This is a genomic window from Streptomyces sp. NPDC043853, assembly GCF_056436025.1.
In genome coordinates this window covers 92,412-108,822 of record NZ_JBWKDJ010000006.1, presented here as the reverse complement: position 1 = coordinate 108,822, position 16,411 = coordinate 92,412, and the positions used below count along the sequence as shown (strand labels likewise).

18 protein-coding genes are annotated in these 16,411 nt (G+C 73.6%); 9 read left to right on the top strand and 9 right to left on the bottom strand.

Annotated features, from left to right (window positions below; translation table 11 throughout):
- Positions 1–221: 221 nt before the first annotated feature.
- The 6 genes from AC067U_RS18125 to AC067U_RS18100 form a co-directional block, all read right to left on the bottom strand.
- Positions 222–1,001, bottom strand: a complete 780-nt coding sequence (locus AC067U_RS18125) for an urease accessory protein UreD (RefSeq protein ID WP_478830710.1) — start codon at positions 999–1,001, stop codon at positions 222–224.
- Positions 998–1,693 (bottom strand): urease accessory protein UreG, encoded by a 696-nt coding sequence (ureG, locus tag AC067U_RS18120; protein WP_478830709.1) that lies wholly within the window; start codon positions 1,691–1,693, stop codon positions 998–1,000. Before ureG ends, AC067U_RS18125 begins: the two co-directional genes overlap by 4 nt.
- 65 nt (positions 1,694–1,758) lie before the next feature.
- Positions 1,759–2,433 carry an urease accessory protein UreF gene (locus tag AC067U_RS18115; protein WP_478830708.1) on the bottom strand — a complete coding sequence of 225 codons (675 nt, stop codon included), beginning with the start codon at positions 2,431–2,433 and terminating at the stop codon, positions 1,759–1,761.
- Positions 2,433–4,154, bottom strand: coding sequence for an urease subunit alpha (locus AC067U_RS18110; protein ID WP_478830707.1), 1,722 nt, complete (start codon positions 4,152–4,154; stop codon positions 2,433–2,435). Before AC067U_RS18110 ends, AC067U_RS18115 begins: the two co-directional genes overlap by 1 nt.
- Positions 4,147–4,458 (bottom strand): urease subunit beta, encoded by a 312-nt coding sequence (locus AC067U_RS18105; RefSeq protein ID WP_478830706.1) that lies wholly within the window; start codon positions 4,456–4,458, stop codon positions 4,147–4,149. Before AC067U_RS18105 ends, AC067U_RS18110 begins: the two co-directional genes overlap by 8 nt.
- Before the next feature lie 18 nt (positions 4,459–4,476).
- Positions 4,477–4,779, bottom strand: a complete 303-nt coding sequence (locus tag AC067U_RS18100; protein WP_478830705.1) for an urease subunit gamma — start codon at positions 4,777–4,779, stop codon at positions 4,477–4,479.
- 619 nt (positions 4,780–5,398) lie between these two features.
- Here AC067U_RS18100 and AC067U_RS18095 point away from each other — a divergent pair.
- Positions 5,399–5,854 carry a C40 family peptidase gene (locus AC067U_RS18095; protein WP_478830704.1) on the top strand — a complete coding sequence of 152 codons (456 nt, stop codon included), beginning with the start codon at positions 5,399–5,401 and terminating at the stop codon, positions 5,852–5,854.
- Positions 5,855–5,930: 76 nt separating this feature from the next.
- Here the strand turns inward: AC067U_RS18095 and AC067U_RS18090 are convergent, their stop codons facing one another.
- Positions 5,931–6,377 (bottom strand): ATP-binding protein, encoded by a 447-nt coding sequence (locus AC067U_RS18090; protein WP_478830703.1) that lies wholly within the window; start codon positions 6,375–6,377, stop codon positions 5,931–5,933.
- 197 nt (positions 6,378–6,574) lie between these two features.
- Between AC067U_RS18090 and AC067U_RS18085 the strand changes: the two genes are divergently transcribed.
- A complete protein-coding gene (locus AC067U_RS18085; RefSeq protein ID WP_478830702.1) occupies positions 6,575–7,471 on the top strand; it encodes a helix-turn-helix domain-containing protein in 897 nt (298 codons plus the stop codon).
- A gap of 12 nt (positions 7,472–7,483) precedes the next feature.
- A complete protein-coding gene (locus AC067U_RS18080; RefSeq protein ID WP_478830701.1) occupies positions 7,484–7,702 on the top strand; it encodes a DUF397 domain-containing protein in 219 nt (72 codons plus the stop codon).
- 9 nt (positions 7,703–7,711) lie between these two features.
- On the opposite strand, the gene AC067U_RS18075 is transcribed toward AC067U_RS18080, so the two are convergent.
- The gene (locus tag AC067U_RS18075) at positions 7,712–8,866 is read right to left on the bottom strand and encodes an 8-amino-7-oxononanoate synthase (RefSeq protein WP_478830700.1); all 1,155 of its coding nucleotides are present in this window, start codon (positions 8,864–8,866) and stop codon (positions 7,712–7,714) included.
- A 164-nt stretch (positions 8,867–9,030) separates the two neighbouring features.
- Here AC067U_RS18075 and bioB point away from each other — a divergent pair, with 164 nt between their 5' ends.
- From bioB to AC067U_RS18055, 4 genes are all read left to right on the top strand, one after another.
- Positions 9,031–10,344 (top strand): biotin synthase BioB, encoded by a 1,314-nt coding sequence (gene bioB / locus AC067U_RS18070; protein WP_478830699.1) that lies wholly within the window; start codon positions 9,031–9,033, stop codon positions 10,342–10,344.
- On the top strand, positions 10,337–11,650 hold the full coding sequence (locus AC067U_RS18065; RefSeq protein ID WP_478830698.1) for an adenosylmethionine--8-amino-7-oxononanoate transaminase: 1,314 nt from the start codon (positions 10,337–10,339) through the stop codon (positions 11,648–11,650). The genes bioB and AC067U_RS18065 overlap by 8 nt, the downstream gene beginning before the upstream one ends.
- Before the next feature lies 1 nt (position 11,651).
- Positions 11,652–12,374 carry a dethiobiotin synthase gene (gene bioD / locus AC067U_RS18060; RefSeq protein WP_478830697.1) on the top strand — a complete coding sequence of 241 codons (723 nt, stop codon included), beginning with the start codon at positions 11,652–11,654 and terminating at the stop codon, positions 12,372–12,374.
- A 193-nt stretch (positions 12,375–12,567) separates the two neighbouring features.
- Entirely contained in the window at positions 12,568–13,245 is a 678-nt protein-coding gene (locus AC067U_RS18055) for a class I SAM-dependent methyltransferase (protein WP_478830696.1), read from the top strand.
- 170 nt (positions 13,246–13,415) lie between these two features.
- Here AC067U_RS18055 and AC067U_RS18050 read toward each other — a convergent pair whose 3' ends face one another.
- Positions 13,416–13,874 (bottom strand): GNAT family N-acetyltransferase, encoded by a 459-nt coding sequence (locus tag AC067U_RS18050; protein WP_478830695.1) that lies wholly within the window; start codon positions 13,872–13,874, stop codon positions 13,416–13,418.
- A 182-nt stretch (positions 13,875–14,056) separates the two neighbouring features.
- Between AC067U_RS18050 and AC067U_RS18045 the strand changes: the two genes are divergently transcribed.
- Both AC067U_RS18045 and AC067U_RS18040 read left to right on the top strand, forming a co-directional pair.
- Positions 14,057–15,391, top strand: coding sequence for a hemolysin family protein (locus AC067U_RS18045; RefSeq protein ID WP_478830694.1), 1,335 nt, complete (start codon positions 14,057–14,059; stop codon positions 15,389–15,391).
- On the top strand, positions 15,388–16,401 hold the full coding sequence (locus AC067U_RS18040; RefSeq protein WP_478830693.1) for a hemolysin family protein: 1,014 nt from the start codon (positions 15,388–15,390) through the stop codon (positions 16,399–16,401). The genes AC067U_RS18045 and AC067U_RS18040 overlap by 4 nt, the downstream gene beginning before the upstream one ends.
- The last annotated feature ends 10 nt before the right edge of the window (positions 16,402–16,411 follow it).

The window sequence follows — 16,411 nt, the reverse complement described above, 5'->3', positions numbered from 1 at the left end:
GTGTGCCGCGCGTGGCGGCTCGGTCACATGCAGGGAGATCTTTCCTTCCGGGTAACCTCCGGCGACAGATCCCGGCCGGGTTCTTTGCCAAGCCGATAACCGGAGTTGCGTGTACCGGTGAGCGGTACGCGCCCGGACTCCTCGGTTCCGTACGGCACTTGGGTGGCGGGGCCCGGTGGCGCCGCGCGGGCCACCGGGGGTCCGGGGGGTCCGGGGGTGGGTCACCAGGCGTACGCAGCGCTCGCCTCGTCGAGCAACTCCCGCAGGCGCAGGGCGTCCTGGGCGAGGGCGCTGACCAGGACCGCCGGTCCGGCGAGCGGGGTGACGGCGGCGAGCTCGCCGAGCGGGCCGCCCGCCGGCGGGTCCGTCTCGAACGCCGGGTTCACCACGAGCAGCTGGCCCACCGCGCGGCAGCCGGCGAGACCGGCCGGGCCGTCCCAGCCCTCGGGGGCGCCGGGGCCGCAGGCCAGCTCCTGGTCCAGCAGCGGCCGCCCGGCGCGCAGGACGGTCAGCCGGCTGCGGAGCAGTCCGGGCGGCTCGCCGAACCGGCCGAGCACCTGCTCCTCGCGCATCAGCAGCCGGGCGCCGGGGGCGAGTTCGGCGCGGGTGCGGACCCTCAGGTCGCTGCCGCGGACCGAGACCAGGGGCTCGGGGAGCCAGCGCACCGCGGCACCGTCGGCCAGGCTCAGGTGCACGTCGTACCGGGCGGGTTCGCCGTGCGAGCCGGGCAGGGCGAGGGTGGCGGCCACCGAGCCCACGGCCAGGCGGGCGCCCGGTCCGGCCGAGGCCCGCACGGTGAGGTGGTCCCCGCCGAGCGGGGCGCTCATCGCGCCGACCAGCATGACCCCGGCCTCGGGGCCGGTGCCGCGGGTGCGGCGCGGGGCGAGCGGGCCCTCGCCGGAGAGGACGGGCAGGGCGGTGCCGCCCCGGCCGTCGGCCTCGGCGACGATACGGGCGGTGGCGCGCAGCCCGGTGCGGGCCCGCCCGGTGACCGTGCTCACCGGGACACCCAGGCGCCGACCCGCTCGCGCACCCAGTGGGCGACCGGGGCCACGCCGTCCGGGGTGCGCAGGGACTGGAAGACGACGGGCAGGCCGGCCCGCTGTCCGGCGGCGTCCTCGGCCATCCGGTCCAGGTCGGAGCCGACGTACGGCGCGAGGTCGGTCTTGTTGACGACCAGCAGGTCGGCGGTGGTGACGCCGGGGCCGCCCTTGCGCGGGATGTCGTCGCCGCCGGCCACGTCGATGACGAAGATCTGGGCGTCGACCAGGCCGCGGGAGAAGGTCGCGGTGAGGTTGTCCCCGCCCGACTCGACGAGGACCAGGTCGAGCGGACCGTGCTCGCGGAAGGCCTCCTCCAGCTCCTCGACGGCCTCCAGGTTGGCGGAGATGTCGTCCCGGATCGCGGTGTGCGGGCAGGCCCCGGTCTCGACGGCGGTGATCCGCTCGGGGGGCAGGACGGCCTCGCGGAGCAGGAACTCGGCGTCCTCCCGGGTGTAGATGTCGTTGGTGACGACGGCCATGGAGTACTCGGCGCGCAGTTCCCGGCAGAGCGCGGCGACGGTGGCGGTCTTGCCCGAGCCGACGGGGCCGCCCAGGCCGATGCGGAGGGCTCGCCGGGAGCCGTCGGCGCGCAGCGGGGCGGCGCTGTGGGTGTGCCGGTGGGGGTAGGTCTCGGCATGGTCCAGGTGCATGGCGGATTCCTCGGAGAAGTGGGGGCGAACAGCGGAAGGGGCGAGGGGCGGGCGGGGAACGCCGGTCAGGAGGCGAACAGACGTACCGGCCAGGCCGCGTGGGCCTCCGCGCCGATCTCCAGCAGCGGGGAGGCGGCGGCCGGCAGGGCGTCCGTCCCGTGCAGCCGGGCCCGGCGGGCGTACTCCTCGGCCCGCCCGGCCACGGTGTCGAGCTCGGGGGCGAGCCGGGCCAGCACCCCGGTCGCCTCGAACGGGTCCAGGCCGAGCAGCCGTACGGTGGCGGTGGCCGGCCCGCCGATGCTCTCGTACCCGGCTGCGTACGCGGCGTCCGCCGGCCCCAGCCCGGCGGCGCGGGCCGTGAGCCCGAGCACGACCGGCTGGTGCGCGCCGCGCGGGAAGGCTGCGGCCAGCTCGTCGAGCTCGGGCGCGGGCCAGGTCGCGCGGGCGGCCCGGAGCAGCTGCCGGCCGAGCCTGCGGGCGGCCGCGCGCAGGGCGGGCGAGGGGGTGCGGGCGTCGGCGGCGGCGTCCAGCGCCCCCGGGTCCAGGCCGAGGGCCGCGGCCGCGGCGAGCGCGGCCGCGACCAGCCCGGTGGTGTGCAGCCGTCCCCGGCAGAACGCCTCCAGGGTGGCGGCGTCGCGAATCCGGCCGGCCTTGACGGCGGCCTCGGCCCCGCCGGAGTGGGCGTGCCCGCCGGCGGGGAAGCGCCCGTCGGCGAGCACCAGCAGTGCGGCTCGGCTCATCAGAACAGGAAGTAGCGCTGGGCCATGGGGAGTTCGGCCGCGGGCGCGGGTTCCACGGCCTCCCCGTCGATGGTGACGGTGAAGCTGTCGGGATCGACCTCCACCCGGGGCATGGCATCGTTGAGGCGCATGTCCGCCTTGGTGACCTTGCGGGTGGACTCCATGGCGACGAACTCCTTGCCGAGGCCGAGCCGTTCGGGCAGGTGGTCGTCGAGCGCCGCCTGGGCGGTGAAGTTGACGGAGTTCTGCGCGGCGGCGCGTCCGTGGCTGCCGAACATGGGGCGCGGGAGCACGGGCTGGGGGGTGGGGATGGAGGCGTTGGCGTCGCCCATCTGCGCGTAGGCGATCTGGCCGCCCTTGATGACCATGAGCGGCTTCACGCCGAAGAAGGCCGGTTCCCAGAGCACCAGGTCGGCGAGCTTGCCGGTCTCCACGGAGCCGATCTCGCGGGCGAGGCCCTGGGCGACGGCCGGGTTGATCGTGTACTTGGCGACGTAGCGGCGGGCCCGGTGGTTGTCGGCGGGACCGTCGCCGGGCAGGGCCCCGCGCCGCTTCTTCATCACGTGGGCGGTCTGCCAGGTACGCAGGATGACCTCGCCGACCCGGCCCATGGCCTGGGAGTCGGAGGAGATGATCGAGATGGCACCGAGGTCGTGCAGGACGTCCTCGGCCGCGATGGTGGAGGGCCGGATCCGTGACTCGGCGAAGGCGAGGTCCTCGGGGACGGCGGGGTTCAGGTGGTGGCAGACCATCAGCATGTCGAGGTGTTCCTCGACGGTGTTGAGGGTGTGCGGCCGGGTCGGGTTGGTGGAGCTGGGCAGTACGTGCGGTTCGCCGACCACGCTGATGATGTCGGGGGCGTGTCCGCCCCCGGCGCCCTCGGTGTGGTACGCGTGGATGGTCCGGCCCGCGATGGCGGCGAGGGTGTCGCCCACGAACCCGGCTTCGTTGAGGGTGTCGGTGTGGATGGCGACCTGGGCGCCGGTCTCCTCGCAGACGCCCAGGCAGGCGTCGATGACGGCAGGGGTGGCCCCCCAGTCCTCGTGGATCTTGAACCCGAGGGCGCCGCCGCGCAGCTGGGCGTGCATGGCCTCGCGGGACGTGGTGTTGCCCTTGCCTAGCAGGCCGATGTTGACCGGGTGGGACTCCATGGCCGCGAACATCCGGGCGAGGTGCCAGGACCCGGGGGTGACGGTGGTGGCCTTGGTGCCCTCGGCGGGGCCGGTGCCGCCGCCGACCAGGGTGGTGATCCCGGAGGCGAGGGCGGTGTCGAGGACGGTCGGGGAGATGAAGTGGACGTGGGCGTCGATGGCGCCCGCGGTGACGATCTTCCCGTTGCCGGAGATGATCTCGGTCTCGGGGCCGATCACCAGGGCCGGCTCCACCCCGTCCATCGTGTCGGGGTTGCCCGCCTTGCCGATGCCGGTGATCCGGCCGTCGCGCAGGGCGATGTCCGCCTTGACGATGCCCCAGTGGTCGAGCACCACGACCCCGGTGATGACGGTGTCGGGCGCCCCCTCGGCCCGGGTGGTGCGGGCCTGGCCCATGGATTCCCGGATCACCTTGCCGCCGCCGAACACGGCCTCGTCACCGGCCCGGCCGGGTCCGCCGGAGAGGTCCTGCTCGATCTCGATCAGCAGGTCGGTGTCGGCGAGACGGATCCGGTCGCCGGCGGTGGGGCCGAACAGGTCGGCGTACGCCTCGCGGGTGATCTCAGCCATCGAGCGGCCCTCCGGTCTCGCCGCGCAGGCCGGGTACGGTGCGCAGGCCGGCCAGCGGCACCAGTTCCACGGCGACCGGGATGCCCGGTTCGAAGCGGACGGCGGTGCCCGCCGCGATGTTGAGGCGGAGTCCGCGCGCGGCGGGCCGGTCGAACTCGAGGCCCGGGTTGGCCTCGGCGAAGTGGTAGTGGGAGCCGACCTGGACGGGCCGGTCGGCGGCGTTGAGCACGGTGAGGCGGGTAACGGGGCGGCCCTCGTTGAGGGTGACCGGACCGTCTCCGAAATGGATCTCGCCGGGGATCATGCGACTGTTCCTTCGCGGTCAGACGATCGGGTGGTGGACGGTGACGAGCTTCGTTCCGTCCGGGAACGTCGCTTCCACCTGGACGTCGCGGATCAACTCGGGAATCCCCTCCATGACCTCGGCGCGGCCGATCACCGTGCGTCCGGAGGCCATCAGCTCGGCCACCGTCCGCCCGTCCCGGGCCCCTTCGAGCACATGGCTCGTGATCAGGGCGATGGCCTCGGGGTGGTTGAGGAGCACCCCGCGCGCCCTGCGTTTCTCGGCGACGTCGGCCGCCACGTGGATGAGCAGCCGTTCCTGCTCATGAGGTGTCAACTGCACCTGAATCACCCAGTTCCGTCAACATGATCGATTACGCGCCGTCCGGGACGTTAGCCGCCTTCAACATCTTGTTGACCTGCGCATTTCCATAACAGGGCAACTCCTTGCCCAAGCAGGGAAACCCTTTCCGTGCCAACTACCCGCGCTTTACCGCCTCATGGGCCGTTACAGACCGGCCGGTACGCCCACGCCACGCTAGGCCGCGCGCTTTTCCGGCGCGTTAACCCACGTTTCGGACGGCGACCCGGTTCAACGGGAGGTCCGCACCGCACGCCGTCCCGTATACGGCGGACGGCACTTCGGAAGCCACCGCGATTACGGACCGTACACAGTGCGGAGCGTCCAGTCACGCGACACCCTCGCCCGTTCGGAGTAGTGGAGGAACGACGCGGCAACGGAGCCGACTTGCCCGGCCCCCGGACCGGCGGCGCGCGCAACGGCGCTGGTCGGGGGCGGGTTTGGTGACCCTGACCCGGACCCCGAAAGGGCAAAACGCCGTAAGGGCTAAATAAGTGATGTGGGTCACATCACGCCGAATCAGTGCCTAAATCGGGCATTTCGTACGCCAGGATCCCGGACGACAGCCCGCCATCCAGGCGGGCCGGTGCGAAGGGTCCTGATGTCCGCACTGAAGAACGCCTTCCCGTCCGTGATGACCTGTGCCGGTCTCACCGCCGCGCTCACCCTGACGGTGGCCGGCGCCGCCCCCGAGGCACAGGCGGCGACGCACGCCGCCCGGGCCTTCGCGATCGCCGCCTCCCAGCAGGGCGCGCCCTACCGGTGGGGTGGCACCGGGCCGAACGCCTTCGACTGCTCGGGGCTGACCCAGTACTCGTACAAACGGGTCGGGAAGCACCTGCCGCGGACCGCGGCCCAGCAGTACAACCGGACCTCCCGGATAGGGGGGCGTTCCCCGCAGCGGGGCGACCTGGTCTTCTTCCTGTCCGGCAGGAGGGTCTACCACGTGGGGATGTACGCGGGCGGCGGGCGGATCCTGCACGCGCCCAAGCCGGGGACGCGGGTCCGGCTGGAGAAGATCTGGACCGGCAGCGTGCGGTACGGACGGGTGCGGTGAGGGGGCGGGCGCCGGGGCCGGCCTCGGAACGGGTCCGGGGGGCGGGCCCAGGCGCAGCCACAGGGGGCACGGGGGGTCAGCAGGGCCGCGGCTCGGCGGGGGCGCCGACGGTCCACGGCAGGGCGATCCAGACCGTCTTCCCGCCGTCCGCCGTCGGGGTGACCGACAGCCTGCCGCCCGACTCGGCGGCCAGCCAGCGGATGATCACCATCCCCCGCCCGTTGTCCTGCTGGACGGCGGCCGGCAGGCGTTTGGGCCAGCGCGGGTGACTGTCGGTCACGCCGACCCGCAGCAGCTCGTCCCGCTCCAAACGGACGTCCACGGTGAAGGTGGGCGATTTGCCGAAGGTGTGCTGGACGGCATTGGTGGCGAGCTCGGAGACGATCAGCCGGACGGTGTCCGCCGTGGCGTCCTCGTCCGGCAGGCCCCATGCGCCGAGCACGTCCGCGACATAGCGGCGGGCGACCGACACCGAGGCGGGATCGCTCGGCAGAGTGACGGATGCTTCCTGGTGGTCTGCCATGGCGCGCTGTCCCTTTCCCACCGGGGCGATACGCCCCGGATCTGTGCTTCGCGCCAGACTGCCACTCTTCACCCGGCCGTTGCGGGCGTTCCCCCAAGATATGCATATATCTGTCGCTCAAAGCGGTGAACTCTGCTACGAGAGACCGTATTTGAGAGGCAGACTGGTGCGATCTGTGCCGGTGGAAGGAGGCGGGTATGCAGCACGGTCCCGCGGTGCGCCGGCGCAAGCTCGGCGAGGAACTGCGAGCGTTGCGCGACCGGTCGGGGCTCACCAGCGGTGAGGCCGCCCGGATCGTGGGCTGGCACCAGTCGAAAATCAGCCGGATCGAGACGGGCCGCAGTGGCGTGAAACCGGAGGACGTCCGGCTGTTGCTGGACGCCTACGGCGGGGTGGGCGACCGGGAGCGGGCGCTGCTGGAGGCGCTGTCGGTCTCGGCGGCCGGTCCGGCGGCGGGCGAGGACACCGGCCGGGTGCGGCAGTGGTGGCACGACTACCGGGGGCTGCTGCCCCAGGAGTACCGGGACTTCATCAGCCTGGAGGCGGGCGCCCGGTCGGCCCGCACGGTGGAGCTCTCGGTGGTGCCGGGGCTGCTGCAGACCGCTGCCTACGCCAGGGCGGTCACCAGGGCCGCGCTGGGCGGGCTTCCGGAACCGAAGGTGGACGCGCTGGTCGACGTACGGCTGGCCCGGCAGTCGGTGCTGCGGGCGGACCCGCCGCTGGAGCTGGACGCGGTGCTGGACGAGGCGGTGCTGCGGCGGCAGATCGGCGGGCCGGAGGTGATGGCGGAGCAGCTGCGGCACCTGGTAGAGGTGGCGGCCCTGCCCCATGTCCGGCTCCAGGTACTGCCGTTCAGCGTGGGGGGTCATCTCGGCCTGACCGGACCGTTCGTTATTTTCTCATTTCCGAACATCGCCGATCTGGATGTGGTCGTACTCGACCATTTGACGAGTAGCCTCTATCTGGAGCGGAAGGAAGACCTTGAGGCGTACAGCGCCGCGTTCCGCACCATCCAGGCGCACGCCCTCCCGCCCCGCGACTCGTCGGAACTGATCAGCGTGATCGCGGGCCGTGTGACCGCTGACGGCGCGTAAGGAGGCACCCCCGTGTCCGCAACCCCCTCCAGCACCAGCGGACTTCTGAACAGCGCGATGTGGCGCAAGAGCAGCCGCAGCACCGGAATGAACAACTGCGTGGAAGCCGCCGTCCTCGACGGCGGCCTGCTGGCCGTCCGTGACTCCAAGCGGACGGACGGCCCGGCCGTGCTCTTCACCGGGCCGGCCTGGCACGGCTTCCTCGTCTCGGTACGGGCCGGGGCCCGCTGAGGACACCCCCTAGCGGGCCGCTGCTCCCTCGGGAGCGGTCCGCAGGATCGTCTCCACGGCCCGGGAGATCTCGTCCCCCGTGAGATCGGCCCTGGCGGTCAGCCGCAGCCGGGAGATGCCGTCCGGTACGGACGGCGGGCGGAAGCACCCCACGGACAGACCTGCCCCGCGGCAGTCGGCGGCCCAGCGCAGTGCCGCCGACGGCGACGGGGCGCGTACCGACACCACGGCCGCGTCCGGCCGGGCCGCGGTCAGGCCGGACGCGGTCAGCCGCCCGTACAGTTCGGCGGCCACCTCCCGGGCCCGCCCGGCGCGTTCCGGTTCCCGGGCCAGCAGCCGCAGGCTCGCGAGCGCCGCGCCCGCGGCGGCCGGCGCGAGGCCGGTGTCGAAGATGAAGGTCCGGGCCGTGTTGACCAGGTGCCGGATCACCCGCTCCGGCCCGAGCACCGCCCCGCCCTGGCTGCCCAGGGACTTCGAGAGGGTCAGCGTGGCGACCACCCCGGGCGCCCCGGCCAGCCCGGCCGCGTGCAGCGCGCCCCGGCCTCCCTCGCCCAGCACGCCCAGCCCGTGCGCGTCGTCCACGACCAGGGCCGCGCCCTGCTCCCGGCAGACCGCGGCGTACTCCGCCAGCGGCGCCGCGTCCCCGTCCACCGAGAACACCGAGTCGGTGACCAGCAGGGCCCGGGTGCCGGCCGGCCGCGCGGCCAGGGTCTTGTGCGCGGTCTCCGGGTCGGAGTGCGGGACCACGGCGGTCTCGGCGCGGGCGAGCCGGCAGCCGTCCACGATCGACGCGTGGTTCCCGGCATCGGAGACCACCAGGCCGCCGCGACCGCCGAGGGCCGTGACGGCCGCCAGGTTGGCGGCGTACCCGGAGGACAGCACGAGCGCGGACTCGAAGCCGCAGAAGGCGGCGAGCTCGCGCTCCAGCTCGGCGTGGAGTTCGGTGGTGCCGGTGACCAGGCGGGATCCGGTGGCGCCGGCCCCCCAGGTCTCGGCGGCCTCCCGAGCTCCGCGGACCGTCTCGGGGTGCCGGGACAGGCCCAGGTAGTCGTTGCTCGCCAGGTCCAGCAGGTCCGACGCGGCGGGGCGGGGGCGCAGGGTCCGCACCAGTCCGGCCCGTTCCCGGGCCAGCGCCTCGTCGTCGATCCAGGCGAACACGTCCATATGCCGGTCCTCGCGTTGTTGTTTTGTCGGCTGTCCACAGACCTCGTCCGACCCTATCCGCCTCTGACCGGTGTGGTTGGTGTGGCGATACACACACTCCCTTCCAGCCATCTTGGATGGTTCCTCCTTGGCCGGGATGGGTGGTGTGGGCCAGGATCGCCTTCATGGACCTGCTGAACACCCTGGTGGAAAAGGGACTGCGGCGTGAGCTGCCGACCCGCGAAGAAGCGCTCGCCGTGCTGGCGACCTCCGACGACGACCTGCTCGACGTGGTGGCCGCGGCCGGAAAGGTGCGCCGCCGGTGGTTCGGCCGCCGGGTCAAGCTGAACTACCTGGTCAACCTGAAGTCGGGCCTGTGCCCGGAGGACTGTTCGTACTGCTCCCAGCGGCTGGGCTCCAAGGCCGAGATCCTGAAGTACACCTGGCTGAAGCCGGAGGAGGCCTCCGAGGCCGCGGCGGCCGGTGTCGCCGGCGGCGCGAAGCGGGTCTGCCTGGTGGCCAGCGGCCGTGGTCCGACGGACCGGGACGTGGAGCGGGTCGGCAAGACCATCGCGGCGATCAAGGAGCAGAACGAGGGCGTCGAGGTCTGCGCGTGTCTCGGCCTGCTCTCGGACGGCCAGGCGGAGAAGCTGCGGGACGCGGGCGCCGACGCGTACAACCACAACCTGAACACCTCCGAGGCCACGTACGGTGCGATCACCAAGACGCACACCTACGCGGACCGCGTGGACACCGTGCAGAAGGCGCACGCGGCGGGCCTGTCGGCCTGCTCGGGCCTGATCGCGGGCATGGGAGAGAGCGACGAGGACCTGGTCGACGTCGTCTACTCGCTGCGCGAGCTGGATTCGGACTCGGTGCCGGTCAACTTCCTGATCCCCTTCGAGGGCACCCCGCTGGCCAAGGAGTGGAACCTCACCCCGCAGCGCTGCCTGCGGATCCTGGCGATGGTCCGGTTCGTCTGCCCCGATGTGGAGGTCCGGATCGCCGGCGGCCGCGAGGTGCACCTGCGCTCGATGCAGCCGCTGGCGCTGAACATCGCCAACTCGATCTTCCTCGGCGACTACCTCACCAGTGAGGGCCAGGCCGGCCAGGCCGACCTGGACATGATCGCGGACGCCGGTTTCGAGGTGGAGGGCGCCGGTTCGACGACCCTCCCCGCGCACCGCGCCGACGTGGCGGCCGCCCGGGCCGGCGGCGGCTGCGGATCGCACGGGGCCGGTGCCTCGGTGTGCGGCACTGCCTCCGAGGGTGCGGCCGGCGCGGGCTGCGGTTCGGGCTGCGGGGGCTGCGGCTCCCACGCCCCGGCCGCCGAGGCCGCCGATGCGCCGGACACGGCACGGGCCGAGGCGCCGGCGGAGGCTGCGGCGGCCGCTGAGCCGGCCGCCGCCCCGGCGCAGGCCGCGCCCGGAGAGGTACGTCCCGAGCTGGTGGCGGTGCGCCGCCGCGGGGCCGGGACGGAGCTCGCCCCCAATGCCTGACCTGCACCACCCGCTGCCGGTCGAGGAGCTCCTCGCCCTCGACCGGCAGCACGTCTGGCATCCCTACGGGCCCATGCCGGGGCGTCAGGAGCCGCTGGTGGTCGCCTCGGCCTCCGGGGTCCGGCTGCGGCTGGCCTCCCCCGCGGAGGGCCGGGACGAGCTGGTCGACGGCATGTCCTCGTGGTGGTCGGCGATCCACGGCTACAACCACCCGGTGCTCAACGAGGCCGTGACCGGACAGCTGGGCCGCATGTCGCACGTGATGTTCGGCGGGCTCACCCACGAGCCCGCCGTGCGGCTGGCCGCGAAGCTGGTCGAGCTGACCCCGGCCGGTCTGGAGCACGTGTTTCTGTCCGACTCGGGCTCGGTGTCGGTCGAGGTCGCGGTCAAGATGTGCCTGCAGTACTGGCGCTCGGTGGGGCGGGCCGGCAAGACCCGGCTGATGACCTGGCGGGGCGGCTACCACGGGGACACCTGGCAGCCGATGGCGGTCTGCGACCCCGAGGGCGGCATGCACGAGCTCTGGTCGGGGCACCTGCCGGAGCAGGTGTTCGCGGACGCCCCGCCCGGCGACTTCGACGCGCCCGTGGACCCGGCGTACACGGCGCACCTGCGCGCGGTGATGGCCGCGCACGCGCACGAACTGGCCGCCGTGATCGTGGAGCCGGTGGTGCAGGGCGCGGGCGGCATGCGCTTCCACAACCCGGGCTACCTGCGGGTGCTGCGCGACCTGTGCGACGAGTACGAGGTCCTGCTGGTCCTCGACGAGATCGCGACCGGGTTCGGCCGGACCGGCGCGCTGTTCGCCGCCGGCCACGCCGGCATCACCCCGGACGTGATGTGCCTGGGCAAGGCGCTGACCGGCGGCTACCTGAGCATGGCCGCGACCCTGTGCACCGAGCGGGTCGCGGACGGGATCTCGCGGGGCGAGGTGCCCGTACTGGCGCACGGACCGACCTTCATGGGCAACCCGCTGGCCTCGTCGGTGGCGCTGGCCTCGATCGACCTGCTGCTCGGCCGGGACTGGGCGCAGGAGGTCAAGCGGATCGAAGCCGGGCTCCGGGAGGGGCTGGCGCAGGCCGCGGCGCTGCCCGGCGTGAAGGACGTACGGGTGCTGGGCGCGATCGGCGTGGTCCAGCTGGACCACCCGGTGGACATGGCCGCGGCGACCGCGGCGGCGGTCCGGGAGGGCGTGTGGCTGCGCCCGTTCCGCGACCTGATCTACACGATGCCGCCGTTCGTGACCGGGGACGAGGATGTGGCGCGGATCTGCCGCGCGGTGTGCGCGGCGGCACGGGAAGGCTGAGATGGGCGAGATCGTGGTGGTGTCCGGGACGGGCACCGAGATCGGCAAGACCGTGGTGACCGCCGCGGTCGCCGCGCTGGCGGTGGCCGCGGGCCGGACGGTGGCGGTGCTCAAGCCGGCGCAGACCGGGGTCGGCCCGGAAGAGCCCGGGGACACCGCGGAGGTCGTCCGGCTGGCGGGACCGGGGGTGACGGCCGCCGAACTGGCGCGCTACCCCGAGCCCTTGGCCCCGTCGGCGGCGGCGCGCCGGGCCGGGCTGGCGACGGTGTCGCCGGAGCGGGTCGCGGAGGCCGCGGAGAAGCTGGCGGCCTCGCACGACCTGGTGCTGGTCGAGGGTGCGGGCGGACTGCTGGTGCGTTTCGACGACGCGGGGAACACGCTGGCCGACGCGGCCCGGTTGCTCGACGCTCCGGTGCTGGTGGTGGCCCCGTCCGGGCTGGGCACGCTCAACTCGACGGCGCTGACGGCCGAGGCGCTGCGCGCACGTTCGCTGCGCTCGCCGGGCGTGGTCGTGGGCAGTTGGCCGGCCGAGCCCGACCTGGCGTCACGGTGCAACCTGGCGGATCTGCCCGCGGTGTCGGGGCTGCCGCTGCTGGGCGCGGTGCCGGAGGGTGCGGGGGCGCTCGCCCCTGCGGAGTTCCGTACGGCGGCGTCCGGCTGGCTGGACCCGGTCCTGGGGGGCGGTTGGCCCGCCGGCGAGTTCCTGGCCCGCTGGTCGGCCTGACGCGGGGGGGGCGTCACTCCGGGCGGAGGGGCGTCACTCCGGGCGGAGGGGCGTCACTCCGGGCGGAGGGGCGTCCGGTCTGACGGAGGGGCGTCCGGTCTGACGGAGGGCGTTCCGCCGTCGGGCGGGCGTTCCTCCGCCCCTGCGGGGGCAGACTTGCGGTAGGAGACGTTCCGCTGCGAGGAGGACCACCATGCCGTGGCGCCCGAAACGGCCGCTTCCCCCGGACTCCGTCCACCATCCGCTGTTCGCCCGGTTCTACGCCCGCCTGAGCGTGCAGGCCGACGCGCGGGGCGGGGTCGCCGCACTCCGTGCGGAGCTGCTGGCGGGCCTGTCCGGCCGGATCATCGAGATCGGCGCGGGCAACGGCCTGAACTTCGCCCACTACCCCCGTGCCGTCTCGGAGGTCGTCGCCGTCGAGCCGGAGCGGAGCCTGCGCGGGCTGGCCCGTACGGCCGCGCTGCGCGCGGAGGTCCCGGTGGACGTGGTCCCCGGGGCCGCCGAGGCCCTGCCCGTGAAGAGCGAGGCGTTCGACGGGGCGGTGGCCTCGCTGGTGCTGTGCACCGTACGGGATCTGCCCCGCTCCCTGGCCGAGTTGCGGCGGGTGCTGCGGCCCGGTGCCGAACTGCGGTTCTTCGAGCACGGGTTGGCGCCCGGTCCGGGAATGGCGACGGTGCAGCAGGCCCTGGACCGGACGGTGTGGCCCTGCCTGTTCGGCGGCTGCCACACGGCGCGCGATCCGGTGGCCGCGATCGAGGCGGCCGGCTTCCGGATCACCGGGCAGCGGCGGTTCCGGCTCCCGGAGCGCGGTCCCGCGCTGCCGACCTCGTACTGCGTGATCGGCTCGGCGCGCCGGCCGTTGGACGATTAGGCGTCGATCGGGCGACGGTCGGACCGGGTCCTGCGGATCAAGCCGGATGAGAGCACGGCTTCCGGCGCCACGGTGCGGTCATGACGAGCGCCGGCGAGGCGATCGCGCACGGGAGCTTCGCCCCTCGGGGGGCCGACCCCCGGTACGCCGGGCCCGGTGCGGCCATCTGGTCATTCGATCATTCGCTCGGGCCGTGCCCCCCCGGCAGCAGGGAACGGCTTGACCCAGCGGCGCCAGTGGTCCTCGCGGTGGTAGCCGGCGGCGGCCCAGGCGTGCTGGGCGCGTGCGTTGGCCTCCAGCACCATGGCGTCGCCGCGGCGGCCGCCGACCGCGAGGAAGCGCTGCTCGGCGGCGTCGAGGAGGCGGGTGGCGATGCCCCGGCGGCGGTGCGCGGGGAGGACTGCCAGGCGGTAGAGGGAGCAGCGCCAGCCGTCGTAGCCGGCGATGACCGAGCCGACGATCCGGCCGTCCGCCTCGGCGAGGATCAGGGCTTCGGGGTCCCGGGTGACGAGGGCGGTCACTCCGGCCACGTCGTCCGTGATGGAGGTGCCTTCGGCGGCTTCCTTCCAGAAGGCGAGGACGTTCTCGGCATCGGCCGGCACGGCGGACCGGAGTTTCGGTTCGATCATGCCCGGCAGCCAAGCACGCACGGCGCCGGACCCGCCAGCGGATTCCGTTCCCCGAGACCGCCGCGCCCGCGACCGCCGCACCCGGGGGTCGGCGAGGGATCGCCGTGCGGGACGTCCCGCCGCGGTGCGTCCCGCCGCGCGTCTCTCCTCGTCCTGGTTGATCATGGGATGGAGGTGGACCGATGACCGAAGTGCTTCTGCTGATCGTGGCGCTGCTGCTCTGCGTGGCCTGCGGTGTCTTCGTCGCGGCCGAGTTCTCCCTGACCACGGTCGAGCGCAGCGAACTCGAACGTGCTGTCGAACGGGGTGAGCGGGGCGCGGAGAGCGCCCTGTCGGCCGTCAAGAGCCTGACCTTCCAGCTGTCCGGGGCCCAGCTCGGCATCACGGTGACCGGCCTGATCATCGGCATGATCGCCAAGCCTTCGATCGCGGCGCTGCTCCAGGGTCCGTTCGAGGCCGTGGGCCTCTCCCCGGCCGTGGCGTCCTCGACCGCCCTGGTGCTGGGCACGGCCGTGTCGACCGTGGTGCTGATGGTGGTCGGCGAGCTGGTGCCGAAGAACTGGGCGATCTCCTCCCCGCTGGCCGTGGCCAGGCGGGTGGCGACCATGCAGCGGGCGTTCAGCCGTGTCTTCCGGCCGCTGATCGGCCACCTGAACACCACGGCGAACCACATGGTGCGGCGGTTCGGCCTGGAGCCGGCCGAGGAGCTGGCCTCCGCCCGGACCCCGCAGGAGCTGGTGGCGCTGGCCCGGCACTCGGCCAGGCAGGGGGCGCTGGAGAAGGACACCGCCGAGCTGTTCGTCCGCACCCTGAACCTCGGCGACCTGACCGCGGAGAACGTGATGACCCCGCGGGTGCAGGTGACCGCGCTGGACCTGCAGACCACGGCGGAGGACGTGGCGAACGCGACCATGGCCACCGGCCTGTCCCGCTTCCCGGTCTACCGGGGCAGCCTGGACTCGGTGGTCGGCACCGTGCACATCAAGGACGTACTGGCCCTGCCGGCCGCCGAACGGCACGGGTACCCGGTCTCCCGACTGCTCCGCGCGCCATTGCTGGTGCCCGAGTCGCTGACCGTGGACCGGCTGCTGGACCGGCTGTCGGGGCGGCAGACGATGGCCGTGGTCATCGACGAGTACGGCGGCACGGCGGGGGTGGTCACCCTGGAGGACATCGTGGAGGAAGTGGTCGGCGAGGTGCGCGACGAGCACGACCCGCACGAGACCCCGGACCTGGCCGCGGCCGGGACGGACGCCGAAGGGCGCCGGCTGTACTCGGCGGACGGTGCGGCGCGCACCGACCAGCTGGAGCGGATCGGACTGCGGGTGCCGGACGGGCCGTACGAGACGCTGGCCGGGCTGATAGCGACCCTGCTGGGACGGATCCCCGCCGCCGGCGACAGCCTGGACCTCGACGGCTGGCGGATCGACGTGGTCGACGCCACCGGGCGGCGGGCGGCCCGGGTGCTGCTGCACGGGCCGCCGGAGCCCGCCGGGGGGCGGGAGGGGGCACGATGACCGCGGTCCAGCTGCTGATCGGCCTGGCGACGCTGGTGGTCAACGCCTTCTTCGTCGGGGCGGAGTTCGCGATGATCTCGGTGCGGCGCAGCCAGATCGAGCCGTACGCGGAGCGCGAGGACCGGCGGGCCGGGAGCGTGCTGTGGGGCCTGGAGCACGTCTCCGCGCTGATGGCGGCGGCCCAGCTGGGCATCACCCTGTGCACCCTGGTGCTGGGCATCGTGGCCGAGCCGGCCATCGCCCACCTGCTGAGTCCGCTGCTGGACCTCGTGGGAGTGCCGCACGGGCTGACCCACGTCATTTCCTTCGTGGTGGCGCTGGCGCTGGCGACGTACCTGCACATGCTGTTCGGGGAGATGGTGCCGAAGAACGTGGCCCTGGCCGAGCCGGTCCGCACTGCGCTGGCCCTGGGTCCGCCGCTGGTGGCGCTGACCCGGGCGCTGCGGCCGGTGATCTTCGCGGTCAACGCCTTCGCCAACGTCCTGCTGAAGCTGCTGCGGGTCGAGGCGAAGGGCGAGGTCTCGGCCACCTTCTCGGACGACGAGCTGGCGCGGATCGTCCGGGACTCCAGCGAGGCGGGGCTGATCGACGACCGGGCGAGCGAGCGGCTGCACGACGCGCTGGAGCTGGGGCGCCGGCCGGTCACCGATGTGGTGCTGCCGGCGGACCGGGTGGTCCGGGCCCGGCCGGGGATCACCCCCGAGGAGCTGGAACAGCTGTCCGCCGCCTCCGGGTACTCGCGGTTCCCGGTGGTCGACGAGCGGCGGATGATCCTCGGGTACCTGCACGTGAAGGACGCCCTGGACGCGCCGTCGCGGGAGGAGCCGTTCCCGGCGTCGGCCGTCCGGCCGATCGCCCGGATCCGCGCGGACACCCCCCTGGACGACGTGCTGACCGCGATGCGGCGGACCAGCACGCACCTGGCGGCGGTGCTCGACGCGGACGGGGCGATGGCCGGCCTGGTGACGATGGAGGACGTGCTGCGCGAGCTGTTCGGCAAGACTCCGTGAACCGACCGAC